Origin of the sequence: Halosimplex amylolyticum (assembly GCF_051414035.1) — an archaeon.
GTDB lineage: Archaea > Halobacteriota > Halobacteria > Halobacteriales > Haloarculaceae > Halosimplex > Halosimplex amylolyticum.
The window spans coordinates 1-13,966 of the sequence record NZ_JBLKNW010000003.1 but is presented as its reverse complement, the minus strand read 5'-3'; the positions used below and the strand labels follow the sequence as shown (position 1 = coordinate 13,966).

Sequence of the window (13,966 nt, the reverse complement as noted above, 5' to 3'; positions counted from 1 at the left end):
CCGTTTCGCTCACTCGTCTTCTTCGCCGCGCTCGCCCTTCCCGAGCCCGGGGTGGGCATCGCGCTCTCGCACCAATCGCATCCGCGACCGGAGGTCGGCGGGCGCGCCGGGGACGGCCGATTCGTCGACCTCCTCCCCCGGCGGCCGGGGATAGCGACGGAGGCCCTTGTCGATCGCCATCCCCGCTCTGGCGCCGTTACCCATCGCGACGACTGTCTGGTTCTGCCCGTGGGTGAGATCGCCGACCGCGTAGACGCCGTCGACGCTCGTCTCGAAGTCGTCGTCGACTGCGACCGCGCCGTCGTCGGCCAGCCCGCAACCCAGCGACTCCGCGAGGCCGGTGTCGTACTCCTTCCCGTACACGGCGAACCCACCGCGGTACTCGCGCTCGCGTCCGTCGGCGAATTCGAGGCCGCCGAGTCGCTCGTCGTCGGCGTCTTCCGCTGGGAACGCACGGGTGACCTCCGCGTCGACGCGGTCGACGGGGTGGGCCCGGAGTTGGCGACCGACCTCGTCGCTCCACTCGGGGTCGCGACCATCGAGGAGGAGGTCCACGTCGGCGGTGAAGTTGAGCAGGATCATCGCGACTGTGGCCGCGTGGTCGGTGTGGCCGAGGACGTACGCGCTGGCGTCCCCGAGGACGTACCCGTCGCAGTGCAGACAGTAGTGAAGCCCGCGACCGGTGAACTCGCGGAGGCCCGGGACGGACGGCTCCGCGTCCGTGAAGCCGGTCGCGAGCACGACCCGATCGGCCGTCACGGTCGCGTGATCGGCCTCGACGACGAACCGGCCGTCGCCGTCGGTGTCGCCGGTGCCGCTGGCCTCTCGAACGTCCCCCACAGGATCGAGGTAGTAGTCGGCGCCGTAGGCTTCGAGCTGGGCAACGGCGTGACTCGACAGGGCGCGCCCGGAGACGTCTTCGGAGACGCCGTAGACGTTGTGGACGTGGTTCACTCGACCCGAGTCGTCACACGGCACGGGAACTGCGTTTCTCGCGGCGTTCCTCAATGGGCCGCCCGTCGCCACCCGGTTCGACGAGGACTCCTCTGATCTCTCGGACGTTCGCGTGAACGAGCAGGCCACGGTCGGATCTCGGTCGGACCGTTCTGACAGTCCTGCCGAGGAGTAAACTCCGTCGAACTAGGGTCCGGGCGCCCAGTTGCTCGAGTCGGTTTCCAAGCTGCTGTGCGTGGTCCGGCGTAATTTGAGGTAGCGCCTCCGATCTCAAGGATCGACCGCGGTGACCGAGTAGGTCGGGGTAGCTTCCGCGAGGATTAACGGGCGAGGGAGGCGTAGCATCCATATGGCGTATCAGTTCGAGTGTGCGGCCCCGGATTGCACGTTCCTGATCCGAGCCGCGGACGAAGCGGAGGTCATCGCACAAGTCCAACGACATTCGGAAGAACGACACGAGAAATCCCCGCCGCCGGAAGATGTAATCCGCGAACGGATAGAGACCGTCGACGTCGAGTGATACCGTCGGACTTAGTCCCCTTTCAGCCAGGCACGGCGGATCCGATCGAGTTCTGTTGGTGAGACTTCGTCGTGCTCTACGGCGATCTCGACGTCAGCGTCGGTGACAGTGCCGCGTTCGAGAACTCGCTGGAACACGTCGTCGACGAAGACGGCCGTCTCGTCACCGTCAACCGGACGCTGTACCTCCCCATCTTCGACGACGCCCTCGAACGTGACCGCGTCGCCGTCCGCTGCTTCCTCGGGGGGTTCGACCGTGTACTCCACGGTCGCTTCCGACGGCGATTCGCCGACGTCCCAGAAGACGGTCACGCTTCCGTCGTGCCGGTCCACGGCGACCGGCTCCGGTGTGGCGTCGAGAGCGGTGATCGTGCCGGGGACCGTCTCCCGGAGAGAGACGCGGTTTCGAACGCCCTGGAGCGAGACCGCGACGGGGATGGACTGGTCCGGCAGGACGTAATCGCGGCGGATCGAACGCGTCGCGAGAGAGTCGTTCTCGGTCGCCTCACCACCCGATCTCGCTTCCGTGGCGGTGGCGGGTTTCTCCGCACTCGCATCGGGCTTCTCCGTGGCCATGTCGGGTCTCGCGAACCGCGCCCAGACGACAAGCAGGCTCGGGAGGACGAACACGCTGGCGAGGAACGCAAAGACGATTGTGAGTGCGGTGATGAGGCCGAACGACTGGAGGAACGGCAGGATCGCCACGAGCAACACCGCGAATCCGCTCGCGGTCGTCGCTGCACTCGACAGCAGCGCCCCGCCCGTTCCAATTACGGTTTCGTGCAACGCATCTGCGACCGTTTCCGCGTCTTCGAGCTCTTGGTTGAACCGCTCGCTGATGTGGAGGCTGTAGTCCACACCGAGCCCGATCGTCAGGCCAGTGATCATCCCGGTGACGATGTTGAACGGGATATCCAGCAGTGCCATCGTCCCGAGCACCCACGTCAGCGTAAACACGACCGGGACGATCGTGACGGCGCCGAGTGAAGCGCTCCCTTCTGTGACCCGGTATGCTATCGTAATGACGGCGAGTACTGCGAGGAGCGCGACGACCAGGCTCATTATCGCCGTTTGTGCGAGCTGGTCGGCCGTGATCTGGTTGACAATCACGTCACCAGTGGCGATTGCAGAGACGCCGTCACTTTCGACGTCTTCGGCGACCCAATCCATCTGATCGCGAACGGTCTCGTCATCGACCGTGCCACTGACGGTCACAATCATCCGAACTGCTTGATACTCGCCGTCCTCGCGGTGGAGAACGTTCCCGGCGTCCTCGGGCGCGACCCGGTAGAGCTCATCGAAGACCGCCGCGACGTCCTGATCCGGAACGCCGTCATCGTCCGTGTCGGCGGCCGCGAGCGTCGCGTTGAACGATTCGTTCTGTGCCGCGACCCGATCCATCACCGTTATCGGGTCAGTGATCGCGGCCTCGTCGTTGGCGTACGTTTCCGTCGCACTCAGGTCACTGGCGTTTTCTCGTGCCGTATCGAGCCGGTCTAGCGTCGCTGGATCGGTCACATCGCCTCGGACGAGAATCGTCGCTGTCGTATCTCGCCTGACGAAGTCCGAATCCAGCGTGTCTATCGCCGTCTCTGCCGTGTACGTTCCCGGTGCGATCGGTCCTGGAAGGTCTTTCACCCAATCAGACGGGTCTTCGGCGAGGAAATCAGACTGCTCGAAGCTCGCATCGATGTCCGTCGCACCGTAGACACCGACGCTACTCACGAGCAACGCGACGATAATCACGACGTACGGCGCTTTCGTAGCGAGTGTCGCACCGGTGTCGAGCAGGCTATTTATCGGTCCGCGACCGGTCCCAACTGCCGGCATCACTCGATCGACGCCGCGCGACTCCAGGAACGCATCCAGTTCGACTTTCAGTGCCGGGACGAGGGTGCCGAACACGAGGAGCGTAGCCACGATACCGATGGCGCTGACGATACCGAGTTCGCGGAAGACAGTCAGCGGGCTCGTGAGGTTCGAGAGGAACCCGATTGCGGTCGTCGTGGTCACGTAGACGAGAGCCACACCGACGGTCCCGAGCGCAACGGTCATCGCGTGGCTCGGCGACGTGTCGCTGGTCTCGCGGGCCTCCCGGTAGCGCATCACGACGTGCAGCCCGTAGTCGATCGAGAGTCCGATGAGCAGGACGAGCACGACGATGAACGGCTGGCTGAACGCGATGTCGAACCAGCCCATGACGCCGAACGTCCACACCAAGACGAGCGCGACGCCGAATAGACCGAGCAGGATGTCGATCGGATCTCTGTAAACAACCACGAGAACGAGGAGGACAAACGCGATCGCCAGTGGGCCGACTAGCAGGATGCTGTCGATCATCGAGTCCGTAATCTCTGCGGAGACGATGCCGTCCCCGTAAATCAGCACGGACATCGAGTCGTCGTCAGGCGCGAGGTCCACCATGGCCGCCTGGCTGTCCTCGATTTCGGTTGGCGCATCCCCGGGTGCGAATGACCCGCCGGGCGTCTCTTGCGTGACGACCATCAGTGTCGCGTTCGTCTCAGCGGATCCCGGCTCGTAGTAATCGGGCATGAACACGAGTGTTTGCGACGACCGGCTCGTATTGCCGGCGAGCGCGTCCGCGGCGAGAGCATCGACCTGAGAGTCATTCAGTGACCGGAGCTCGTCGAGTTGAGTATCCAGCGTGGGATCAAGCGCTTTGACCGCCTGCCGGTCGTCGGACAGTTCAGCGTATTCCTCGGTGAGAATTTGTTGCGAGACGGTCTGATTACCGGCTGCTGTCCCGTTTCGTTCGGCGGCGCTCGTCGTCGCGTTGTCTGTCGTACGCCGTTGTTGGACGCTTTCTTCAAAGAGCGCGTAGTCCTCTTCGGTGAGATTGACCGACGTGTTGACGTCGACAGCTTCGAACGCTGGGCGGATACTGGCGTTCGGGTTCTGCGCGAGCGAGTTGGCAGCTTCGTTGAGCGCGCGGCCCGTTTCGTTGAGTTCCGCCTGCCGAGTCCGGAGGTCTTCAGTTCGCTCCTGGCGGATTGACGTGGTTGCGATGAGGTTCGCAACGCTGCGTGTCGAGTCGTTCTCGGCGAGTGTCTCGTTGACTGTCTCGTTGTTTCGGAGCGCCTCCTGGTATTCGAGCATCGAGACGAGGGTCCCCTTGTCGAGAACGTCGTCATCCCTGACGATGACCTGGGCGCTGGTCGTCTCGGTGTCCCCTGCAGAGAAGTTCGCGTCGGCGTAGTCCTGCGCGTCAGCCTCATCCGCATCCGTTTGGAACTGGTCGAGCGATGTCGAACCGTCGACCATCGGGACCCCGGCTGCAACGACTGCCGATGCCACGATCATGATCGCGATGACGATGCGAGCGTTGTCCGTGATACGCTCGGAGATTGCAGGCGTCATCAGGCAGCACTCCTAAGCGTGGTGGGCGGCACGACCGCTCGATTTCTGGAGAGCATCAGGCGGATTTCGTCCTCCCGAGCAACGGCAGTCGTCCGACATCGCGTGGGGTGATACGACTGTTTTGGTGCGTCTGAGTCGACAGGCGTGATGGTCTCCGACATCACATTAGTGTATTAACGTCGGCTCGATAGTCGCTCGCGCGAAGCCCTGAGCAACTCGCTAATATGTTCGCATTTTCCGGTGCACGATAGATATTGAACCACTCGTGCAGTATTCGCACTCCTCAGGCTCGAATTCAATGAATATCGATCCTCTGAGGCCATGGGAAAACGAAAGGGGATAGGGGGAGCAGCAGGCCGCTGGTGGTTGTGTCCGGGAGTCAGCCAACGGATAGCGGTAGTGATGCGGGAGTACCGAGAAGCTCGGTCTCGGCGTCAGGTACAACGACGCTGTTGAACATAGCCGTTTTGACGAATATATTAGCGGTTCCGCCAACCAGGAGAGCCGTCCACATTCTCCAAACGGGTCGTGGACTCACCGTTCTTATTCACTCTGCTAGCGATTATTGGACTATCGAAGGGACGACGTGGAACACAAGGAGCTCTCCAAGAATCCGGTGTACTGCCACTGCTCAAGAGTCAACTTACTGTTAAGATGCTCGACGACTGATCGAATGCAACCAAGGGTCCGGGGTTTCGAGACTCTTTCTTTGAATTATCTGACTAGACCTCCAGTCGTACTGATTCGGGCTTATATATTCGATATTGGCTGACACCCTCGTATCTTATCGCTCACTCTGGAATTTACGGCCTATTTCGAACATACTACCGAGAACAACCTTGCATCGTGAAGCCTGATAGTATCAGAGACCTGGGCCCGAACCATGACGAACACGTCAAACTCCTCAATTGAACCCGAGGCGAGTCAACATCGTGACCAAACCTCTTGGCGTCGTCTGGCCGACGCGGAGCCAATCGAGATCCGTGATCCGCTCGCTGAACTACTTGGAATGGTTCCGAACGGGGAGCCGTTGACAGTGACGTTCGCCGATGTAGCAAAAGCGGCAGGCCATGCATGCCCCGCTGTTTCCGGCGCATACCGGAGTACCCAACTCGCATTAGACGAATTATACCCCGAGTCATACCCCGTCAGGAGCGATATCAACGTCGTCGTCGGTGACGCGCCCGACGCCGCAGGTTACGGTCCAATGGCGAACGTCATGCGGCACATTACCGGAGCCACTGACGAAACCGGGTTCAGCGGCTTCAACGGCTTTGGCGGCCGCGACAACCGCCTCTCGTTCGAGGAGATCCCTGGTCCCGGCCGCTCGTTCGAATTCAAACGGGTTGACACCGAAGAAACGGTGCGTATCACATTCACCCCTTCAGCCACGAAGCCGGAGTCAGCGAACGGGAGCCCCGAGGTAAAGGAGCAGATCGCGCGGCTTGTCCAGGGTGACCTCTCTGATGAGGAACGTGACGCCTTCTACGAGACGTGGCACACGCGGGTGCAGATGATTCTCCAAGCAGACCCTGGACCGGATACCCCATTTTCGATGGAACGTGACGATTCGTCCGGCTGATCTCAGGAGAGTGGTCATTTGTCACGTTCGTAGAATAGACTGGTGTAATTCACTCCATCGTGGATCCTACTTCCAAGTGCTCGTCAATGAACCAGTGGATGATATGGCCTTCCGCGCGGTGGAGGACGTCGCTACACGTCGCGTTTGCAATGTCGAGCGAATCTGCGACGTCACCGAGCGTCGCCTCACGTGGTGCGCGATAGTAGCCTTCCGTAACGGCTTTGGATAAGACTTCTTGCTGGCGGTCCGTCAATAACTGGTCCGCCTGACTCGTATCGATGTCTCGGACGTAATCGATCGAGAACCCGATCCCGAAATCATCGAGTTGGGAGCGGAGGCGTGATAGACGGCTGTTTGAGGTCGTCATTTCCCAAGTGGCTTGCTTGTCTTGTATCTCGAACGGAGTGGTGAGTGGGACGCCAGATCGCCAGACGGGGAGGAGAAGCAACGGGTTCGACGACTGGATCTGGAGGAGTGCTTCGTCCTCGTATTTCCAGAGCAATTCCAGTTCGTCGATGTCGTCTCGATCTCTAATCTCTGTGATGATAGGGAGTGGTTGAGCGGCATCGAGTCGGACGAGGGCGATCCCGGTGTTTTCCCCGGGCATCGCCGTGACCACTTCGAATCGTAACTCCGGATGTTGGGCTGAGACGTCGCCGATCCACGTCTCGTTGGGGATATCTATCGTAAGTTTGGCGCGAGGCATCGAACGTAATGTACAGTACCAAATTAGGTCAGTTAATCCTGCTTACGAATATCTTAGTTATTCTCTCTGACGTTCGCCCGAACTCGTTGCCGGTGATGGGAAGACCAAGACGACACGTCCATGACAGCTGACCGTCCATCACAGGACAGGCAGCCAGAACCGCTCCGATTCGCACCGTTCCGTGCCACTGGGTGGTTTTCATCGCTCTCGGACTGCTGTTCGCAGTCTATCGAGGACTAATGGAGCTATCAGATCGGAAAATCATCCCGGGACGGAAACAGCTTCGATCGACAGTACTCGGCTGAGTTTCTCGTTGCTGAGGCACCGTTGCTCCAAACGGCGTTAGATCGGCATGGAATCCGATTTCGATGCTGCGGCTCGCCGCGTGTCCGCCACTGATCGCCGCCGATTTCGTCCGGTTTGTTCGCGCCCACGACACGGCGAAGCGAACCGTCAAGATGGTCGTTTTCTGTCCCGGTTTACTGCAATTCGGCGGTCGCTTCGGAGTCGGAGTGTGGTGCGTCCTCGGGGCCGGTCACGCCGTCAAGATAGCCGAAGAACGCTTTCTTGCGAGCGGTGTTGCTGTCCCAGCGGACCGGCGGGGACTGAAACCCGTGCCAGTAGTCGTTCGCTCCCGGATCGAAGTAGCCCCACGACGCGCCTGATTCGAGTGCGGCGTCCACGTTGCACTCCGACCCGAACCCGAAGTGGTCGTCCTCGTTGAAGACGATCGGCATCGCGTCGTAGGACGGGAGCGCCCGCGTCTCGGCGACCATCTCGCGAATGCGGTCCGGGTCGTCGACGCCGTTGCCGTGCAAGAGGACGAAATCGGAGGCGTCGACGACGTCGTCAGGGGGGACGACGCCGCCGCTGAAACTCGTGCTGACCGGATACCGGAACCCGTCGCGTTCGATTCCTTTCACGCGCTCGACGAGCTCGACGACCCGACCGACGTCGATGATGTCGTGGTCGTAATGGATATCGCACTCGTTCGCGACCTCGACGAGCACGTTCGTGTACCCTTCGTCGAGCAACCACTCGATGGCCTCGTCGACGCCCCGTTTCACTGCGGCCTCGTCTTCGAGACTGCCGTCCTGGCCGAAGTAGAACAGCCCGAGAATCACGACGAATCCGAGTTCGTCCGCCCTGTCCAGCACGCGGCGAACGCGGTCCATCCACTCCGGTTTCAGCGTCCCGTCCGGTCGGAACGCCGAGACGCTCCACGGCTGGGAATCCGAGTAGCCCTCCGGGCTCCCACACTGGAGGTTCGACGCGAAGGCGCGGAGCCCCCGGTCGTACCACTCCGGCATCGCGGCGAGGAACTCGCCGACGTTGCGCTCGGGATCCCATTCACCCGTGTCCGGGTACGCCCAGTTGTCCACCGTGTCGGGATTCTCGTCGTCGAACCACGCGTGGACGACCCTCGCGTTGAACAGTAGCCCTTCGATGGAGTGTCCCTCGTGGGTTCGATTCTCGTACGTCGGCTCGTCGTTGATCACGAACGAGTCGTCCTCGATCGCGACTCGCGTCTGTCGCGCCTCTCCGACCATAGTTCTGTTCTCGACGGTGGGCACAAGACGGTTTGGGCACAGGAACGGATCGGTCGACGTCTACCCGGGGGTTCGCCCGGGATCGGTCTCCCACCTCTCGTGGGCATCCCGACAACACCGAACAGCGAACTGATTTCCGTCACGTCGCATCGTTGCACTGGCCGCCCGCTTCAGCGAGGACGGTACAATCGGATAGCGACCCGAAGTGTTGGCTCATCTCGCGGGTCGTCACGCTGCAAACCATCACTGGGGTTCCCGGGCACATCACGTTCCGATCTCCGGAGGTGGACTGGCGATGTCAGCAATCCCTTTGTGGGCGCTCGGAGACTACCGACCCATGCCAGAGATCGCCTTCGTCGGCGCGGGGAGTATCGTCTTCGCGAAGAACCTGATGACTGACATCCTCTCGTTCGAGGAGCTACAGGACGCTACGATAACGTTGATGGACGTCGACGAGCGGCGACTCGACCGGACGGCCTCGGTCGGCGAGGCGCTCGTCCGCGAACACGATCTCCCCGCCGAGATCCGCGCGACGACCGACCGGCGGGAGGCCCTGGACGGCGCCGACTACGTGCTGAACATGGTCAACATCGGCGGCGCGGAACCCTTCGAGAACGAGGTTCGTATCCCGCAGGAACACGGCGTCGAGCAGGCCGTCGGCGACACGCTCGGCCCGGGCGGCGTCTTCCGGGCGCTCCGGACGATGCCGATGCTGCTCGAGATGACCCGCGAGATGGAGGAACTCTGCCCCGACGCCGTCCTGCTGAACTACACGAACCCGATGGCGATCCTGTGCTGGGCCGTCGACGAGGCGACCGATATCGAGGTGGTCGGCCTCTGCCACAGCGTCCAGCACACGACCGCGACTATCGGCCGGTATCTGGACGTCCCGGCCGAGGAGATCGAACATCAGGTCGCCGGGATCAACCACATGGCGTGGTACCTGGAACTCACCCACGACGGCGAGGACCTCTACCCCGCGCTCCGTGCGGCGGCCGACGACCCAGACATTCGGGATCAGGACCCCGTGCGTTTCGACGTCATGGAGCACTTCGGCGCGTTCATCACCGAGTCGAGCCACCACCTCAGCGAGTACCTGCCGTACTTCCGGACCGACCAGGGGATCATCGACGACTACACGCCCGACGAGGCGTTCGGCCACTACACGATCGAGTGGATGCCCACCGGTCGGTACTTCGAGCACTGGCAGTCCTACCAGCCCGACCTGGATGCGGCGTTCGACCCCACCGAGGAGGACCTCTCGCTGGAGCGCTCCTCCGAGTACGGCTCGCACATCATCCACTCGCGGGAGACGGACACGGTCCGCCGGATGAACCTCAACGTCCGCAACGACACCGGCGCGATCGCCAACCTCCCCGACGAGGCCTGCGTCGAGGTACCCTGTCTCGTCGACGGCACCGGCATCCACCCCACGACGGTCGGCGACCTCCCCAGCCAGTTGGCTGCGCTGAACCGGACGAACATCAACGTCCAGGAGCAGGCCGTCCGCGCCGGCCTCGACGGCGACGAGGACGCGCTCCGGCGAGCGATCAAGCTCGATCCCCTGACTGCTGCGGCGCTGGACCTGGACGCGATCGACGAGATGGTCGACGACCTGCTGGAGGCGAACGACGAATACCTTCCCGACCTGAACTGATCGGCCGGTAGTCGGCAACTTCTACCCGTTTATTACCATTCCCATCTACGCATGTGCGTACATGCGTAGTCTGTGTCTTTCAATACGTGTGGAAAGCGGCGTAACACTCTTAATCCCATATATCTCAATATATGGCATGGTCAAAACCATTCGAGTCTCGGAGGAATACCACGAGTGGTTGCATGCCCACAAAAAAGAGGACGAAACGATGGAAGAGACGCTCCGCCGGATGACACGTGGCCCTCATCCTGAGGACGTAGCCGGACTCCTGACCGAGGAAGAGGCGGTGGCTGCAAAAGAAGCGGTCAACCACCTTCGTAGCCGTGATCGCGACCGTCTTGACGCCGCCCGGAGCGCCTTCGAAAGCGAGGATGCGAACAAATGATTATTGACTCCTCGTATCTCTTCGACCTGATGGCGGAGGATCCGGACGCGTTCTCGAAGGGCGCTGAACTCGTCGAGAACGGCGAGATGCAGTGGTTGCCGACTCCGGTGGTCGCTGAGGCGTACTACGGCGTCGCCACGGCCCGAAGTGATACCTCCGAGCAGGAGGTACGCAATACACTCCTCGGCTACCCCCGCATCGACATCGATGAAGAGATCGCACGAACAGCGGGTGAACTCCTTGCGCAGGCAGATGACCGTGTGGGAGGGAACGCTGGTGTCGGGCCAAACGATGGGTATATCGCCGCGATGGCCGACGTCCTCGACGATGCAGTCCTGACGGACAATGTCGATGACTTTGAAGCGTTGGGCGTCTCGATCGAGACATACTGAAATTTCTTGTTCCTCAATACCCCTCTGGTTCCGAACGATCGAGGATGGATCCGACCAACTCTTTAGTGTTCGAGGATGGATAATTGTTTTGACAACTCTACGAACTGCTTGGTCAATGGTCATCGTTGAAATCGCGAGACGTAGAAACGAGGTGGTGCAAAGAAAATACTAAGTGATTATCAAGTCGGCGGTGTGTTGATTCCAGGTCGGCCGTCTGAGACAGTGGCTACTGTAATCATACGTATTCTGAGACTAATAGTACCGTTTCGGCGAACTCTTTTTCGAGGAACAAATCACGCTGTTTACGGCGGAAGACTGTCCCACTGGGTGTCAAGCCATCAGTTCACTAGCTAGACGGCGATCTGCAGAGTAGTCAGTCCGCGTCGGACCCCCCCGTGGGAGGCGTCTCATCAACCGCCGAGAGCGCCTGTACGACCGTCGAGCGCCACTCCTCGACGCTCTCCAGGTCGTCGCCGAGCGCCGCGACCTCCGCTTCTACCTCGGCGACCGCGTCGGTCAGTTCGGCCCTCGTCTCGGTCACCGTCGCGTCGAGGTCGTCGACAGCGTGGTCGAGTTCCGCGACCTCGTCGAGGTCAGCCTCGACGGACGCGAGCCGGTTGTCGAGCCGCGACTGGGCCTTCTCGACCGATTCGACGCGCCGTTCGACGTCCTCCACGTGCGCTTCGACGGTCCGGAGGTCGTCGCGGACCTCCCCGAGCACCTGTTCGGCGGTTCCCTCGTCGTCGAGAAACGCTTCGAGGGCGTCGACGTACGCGTCGAGTTCGCCGATCCGCGTCATGCAGTGGTCGAGCTTCGCGTCGACGCTGCCCGAGGTGTCCGCGCCCAGGTGGCTCCGGAGCGTCGCGACCGCCTGCGACGACGGTTCGTCGCGCCGCAGTTCCTCGGCGAAGCGCTCGACCACCGAATCGTGCGGTTCCGGCTGCGTCGGTACCGCAGGACCGGTCGACTCGTCGGGCGCACTCGCCCCCGGCTCGGTCGTCCGGTCCGTCGGCGTCGACGCATCGCAATCGGCCGTCGCCCCTCCGCGAGTCAGTGGCTTCGCCTCGTCCTCGGCATCTACCTTCGATGGTGATCCGTCCGATTCGTTTGTTCCGTACGGGCTCTCGTCCAAGCTGTCCGACTCCTTCGATTGTGGCTCCGATTCATCTGTGTCTTGCCGACCGTCCTGCTCCGCCACCTGTGCCGAGTCACCACTCTGTTCGTCAGTATCGTCCGGTGTTTCTTGATTCATTGTAGTGCCCAAATTCCCGCAATCCCCATTCCCAGGACTAATTTGCCGGTCTGTAAGGTGAGAGTCGATGCCAACTGTATCCTCTTCGACGATGCGCGCGTTGAGTTGGTCGCCGCCGAGTGGCACCCAGTCATCGGCGTCGACCGCAGCGAGATCGTCTGTCAGCGCAATTTCGACTGCTGGCGGGGCCAGACATTTCGAGAGTTGCTCGGCGTCAGCGACCCCGTAGAGCGTCGAAATCGGCTCGCCCTTCTGGATGACGTCCTCGTATACGATCTGTCCATCACCCACTACGGACCAGTGTTCGTACCCCTCATTTTCGTGAAATCCTACAGCGGTTTCGTCCAGGCCTTCGGGCAGCGACTCGATGAGCCGGACTGCGACTGGTTCGCCCCGGTTCACGGCCACCCGCAAACGGATCGACGGATATGCGTACCTGCCCACCACAGGCCGTTTCAAAACCGCCACAGAGGGGATCTCTGTCATTCGGTATCGCCACGAGAATTTGTTATCTATTGAACCTTAAGCATTGCTGTAATTAGGACCTTCTTGGATTGAAACAAGTGGTGTGCGTGTAACGTGAACTGCTCCGAGTACTTCTACAGATGAGCAAGGCGAGTGCCTCGGGGTCCTTCGAGAGAGCTTCGCTCTCTCGTGATGACGAAAGGCCGGAGGCCTTTCGAACCACTTGACCTCGAGGCGGTTCACGGGGAAATACGAAACTGGGTAATCTGCGGCTCGATCATTCCCGACTCGAACTCGATGAAGCACGCGCCGCAGAATTGCTGGGTGTCCCCCCAGACTCGCCGGACCGTGTCGTCGAGACGGCCTTCGAGGAGCCCGTCAAACACGAACACGCGGATCACGGTAGCGATGCCGCCATTGCCCAGCAACTCACGGCGGTGTGCCATCTGCTGACAAGCGATCGACTGAGTCCCCTACTTGCAGAGGCGCCGTGCCCTGCATCCGGGCACGGAGCATGTCACGGAACGGTGTCTCCTGGGTGAGATGTGGGTGTGGAGTTCTGGCAGCTCCAACGAAGTGGATGGCTTCGTTGCCCGTGCGTGCGGGCAATTAATTAAATGTTAGCGATATAGTTTCAATCTTTGGCCTATTTGTTTAGGCGATAGTTGCCACTCAGTGGGGAGCGCCCACAAGTATTCGGATGAGAGCGGATTCGTCGAATTGTGATGGGCGTGGCACTGGTCAGTCTGTCTCCGACGGGAACACCGAATCGTCGAGTTACAGACGCGTGTAAATGCGCTCAAGGGGCTTTCGAAGCAGACGCCGGCGAATGACCGGTGTCTCTAGAAACGGCAGCGTGAACTACCCCACCCTAGCGCTCGCCTGACGGCTCGCGCTTGAGGGTGGGGCTTCCTGCTTCCACGACGCGCTTTGCAGACACCGAGGTGTCCACAGGGAGCGCAGTCTCCACAGGCGTTGATTCGGAGCGTCCCGCTCCTAACCGCTTCGTGATACCGCGAGAACGGATGTTCCACGCCGCGTTCGCGTCTCTATCCGCCTCAAACCCGCAGGCGGGACAGGAGTGTTCACGGACCCATAGCGGTTTCTCTGTCAAAACGCCGCAGGA

13 protein-coding genes are annotated in these 13,966 nt (G+C 61.2%); 6 read left to right on the top strand and 7 right to left on the bottom strand.

What is annotated here, in order from left to right; translation table 11 throughout:
- Positions 1 to 9: 9 nt before the first annotated feature.
- Entirely contained in the window at positions 10 to 954 is a 945-nt protein-coding gene (locus ACMGFE_RS15395) for an NAD(P)/FAD-dependent oxidoreductase (RefSeq protein WP_436926117.1), read from the bottom strand.
- 349 nt (positions 955 to 1,303) lie between these two features.
- Between ACMGFE_RS15395 and ACMGFE_RS15390 the strand changes: the two genes are divergently transcribed.
- Positions 1,304 to 1,474: a DUF1059 domain-containing protein gene (locus tag ACMGFE_RS15390; RefSeq protein ID WP_436926116.1), complete on the top strand. Its 171-nt coding sequence runs from the start codon at positions 1,304 to 1,306 to the stop codon at positions 1,472 to 1,474.
- A gap of 11 nt (positions 1,475 to 1,485) precedes the next feature.
- On the opposite strand, the gene ACMGFE_RS15385 is transcribed toward ACMGFE_RS15390, so the two are convergent.
- Positions 1,486 to 4,851, bottom strand: a complete 3,366-nt coding sequence (locus tag ACMGFE_RS15385; RefSeq protein ID WP_436926115.1) for an efflux RND transporter permease subunit — start codon at positions 4,849 to 4,851, stop codon at positions 1,486 to 1,488.
- An 883-nt stretch (positions 4,852 to 5,734) separates the two neighbouring features.
- Between ACMGFE_RS15385 and ACMGFE_RS15380 the strand changes: the two genes are divergently transcribed.
- Positions 5,735 to 6,433, top strand: coding sequence for a hypothetical protein (locus ACMGFE_RS15380; protein WP_436926114.1), 699 nt, complete (start codon positions 5,735 to 5,737; stop codon positions 6,431 to 6,433).
- A 49-nt stretch (positions 6,434 to 6,482) separates the two neighbouring features.
- Here ACMGFE_RS15380 and ACMGFE_RS15375 read toward each other — a convergent pair whose 3' ends face one another.
- Together ACMGFE_RS15375 and ACMGFE_RS15370 are read right to left on the bottom strand one after the other, a co-directional pair.
- Positions 6,483 to 7,139 carry a helix-turn-helix domain-containing protein gene (locus ACMGFE_RS15375; RefSeq protein WP_436926113.1) on the bottom strand — a complete coding sequence of 219 codons (657 nt, stop codon included), beginning with the start codon at positions 7,137 to 7,139 and terminating at the stop codon, positions 6,483 to 6,485.
- A gap of 479 nt (positions 7,140 to 7,618) precedes the next feature.
- Positions 7,619 to 8,689, bottom strand: coding sequence for a hypothetical protein (locus tag ACMGFE_RS15370; protein ID WP_436926112.1), 1,071 nt, complete (start codon positions 8,687 to 8,689; stop codon positions 7,619 to 7,621).
- 337 nt (positions 8,690 to 9,026) lie between these two features.
- On the opposite strand from ACMGFE_RS15370, the gene melA reads away from it, so the two are divergent.
- The 3 genes from melA to ACMGFE_RS15355 all read left to right on the top strand — a co-directional run bounded on the left by melA (position 9,027) and on the right by ACMGFE_RS15355 (position 11,123).
- Entirely contained in the window at positions 9,027 to 10,346 is a 1,320-nt protein-coding gene (gene melA, locus ACMGFE_RS15365) for an alpha-galactosidase (protein WP_436926111.1), read from the top strand.
- 136 nt (positions 10,347 to 10,482) lie between these two features.
- Complete coding sequence (locus ACMGFE_RS15360) at positions 10,483 to 10,731, top strand: hypothetical protein (RefSeq protein WP_436926110.1); 249 nt, start codon at positions 10,483 to 10,485, stop codon at positions 10,729 to 10,731.
- A 29-nt stretch (positions 10,732 to 10,760) separates the two neighbouring features.
- Complete coding sequence (locus tag ACMGFE_RS15355; protein WP_436926109.1) at positions 10,761 to 11,123, top strand: PIN domain-containing protein; 363 nt, start codon at positions 10,761 to 10,763, stop codon at positions 11,121 to 11,123.
- Between the two features lie 373 nt (positions 11,124 to 11,496).
- On the opposite strand, the gene ACMGFE_RS15350 is transcribed toward ACMGFE_RS15355, so the two are convergent.
- The gene (locus ACMGFE_RS15350) at positions 11,497 to 12,255 is read right to left on the bottom strand and encodes a hypothetical protein (RefSeq protein WP_436926108.1); all 759 of its coding nucleotides are present in this window, start codon (positions 12,253 to 12,255) and stop codon (positions 11,497 to 11,499) included.
- 177 nt (positions 12,256 to 12,432) lie between these two features.
- Between ACMGFE_RS15350 and ACMGFE_RS15345 the strand changes: the two genes are divergently transcribed.
- A complete protein-coding gene (locus ACMGFE_RS15345) occupies positions 12,433 to 12,894 on the top strand; it encodes a hypothetical protein (protein WP_436926107.1) in 462 nt (153 codons plus the stop codon).
- Between the two features lie 185 nt (positions 12,895 to 13,079).
- Here the strand turns inward: ACMGFE_RS15345 and ACMGFE_RS15340 are convergent, their stop codons facing one another.
- Positions 13,080 to 13,286: a hypothetical protein gene (locus ACMGFE_RS15340; protein ID WP_436926106.1), complete on the bottom strand. Its 207-nt coding sequence runs from the start codon at positions 13,284 to 13,286 to the stop codon at positions 13,080 to 13,082.
- Positions 13,287 to 13,711: 425 nt separating this feature from the next.
- Positions 13,712 to 13,966: zinc ribbon domain-containing protein (locus tag ACMGFE_RS15335; protein WP_436926105.1), on the bottom strand; the 255-nt coding region annotated here is incomplete at its 5' end.

Bases quoted from the DNA above. Each gene is read 5' to 3' on its own strand.
- ACMGFE_RS15340 (WP_436926106.1), bottom strand. From the start codon at position 13,286: ATGGCACACCGCCGTGAGTTGCTGGGCAATGGCGGCATCGCTACCGTG.
- ACMGFE_RS15390 (WP_436926116.1), top strand. From the start codon at position 1,304: ATGGCGTATCAGTTCGAGTGTGCGGCCCCGGATTGCACGTTCCTGATC.
- ACMGFE_RS15375 (WP_436926113.1), bottom strand. From the start codon at position 7,139: ATGCCTCGCGCCAAACTTACGATAGATATCCCCAACGAGACGTGGATC.
- ACMGFE_RS15380 (WP_436926114.1), top strand. From the start codon at position 5,735: ATGACGAACACGTCAAACTCCTCAATTGAACCCGAGGCGAGTCAACAT.
- melA (WP_436926111.1), top strand. From the start codon at position 9,027: ATGCCAGAGATCGCCTTCGTCGGCGCGGGGAGTATCGTCTTCGCGAAG.
- ACMGFE_RS15355 (WP_436926109.1), top strand. From the start codon at position 10,761: ATGGCGGAGGATCCGGACGCGTTCTCGAAGGGCGCTGAACTCGTCGAG.
- ACMGFE_RS15370 (WP_436926112.1), bottom strand. From the start codon at position 8,689: ATGGTCGGAGAGGCGCGACAGACGCGAGTCGCGATCGAGGACGACTCG.
- ACMGFE_RS15385 (WP_436926115.1), bottom strand. From the start codon at position 4,851: ATGACGCCTGCAATCTCCGAGCGTATCACGGACAACGCTCGCATCGTC.
- ACMGFE_RS15360 (WP_436926110.1), top strand. From the start codon at position 10,483: ATGGTCAAAACCATTCGAGTCTCGGAGGAATACCACGAGTGGTTGCAT.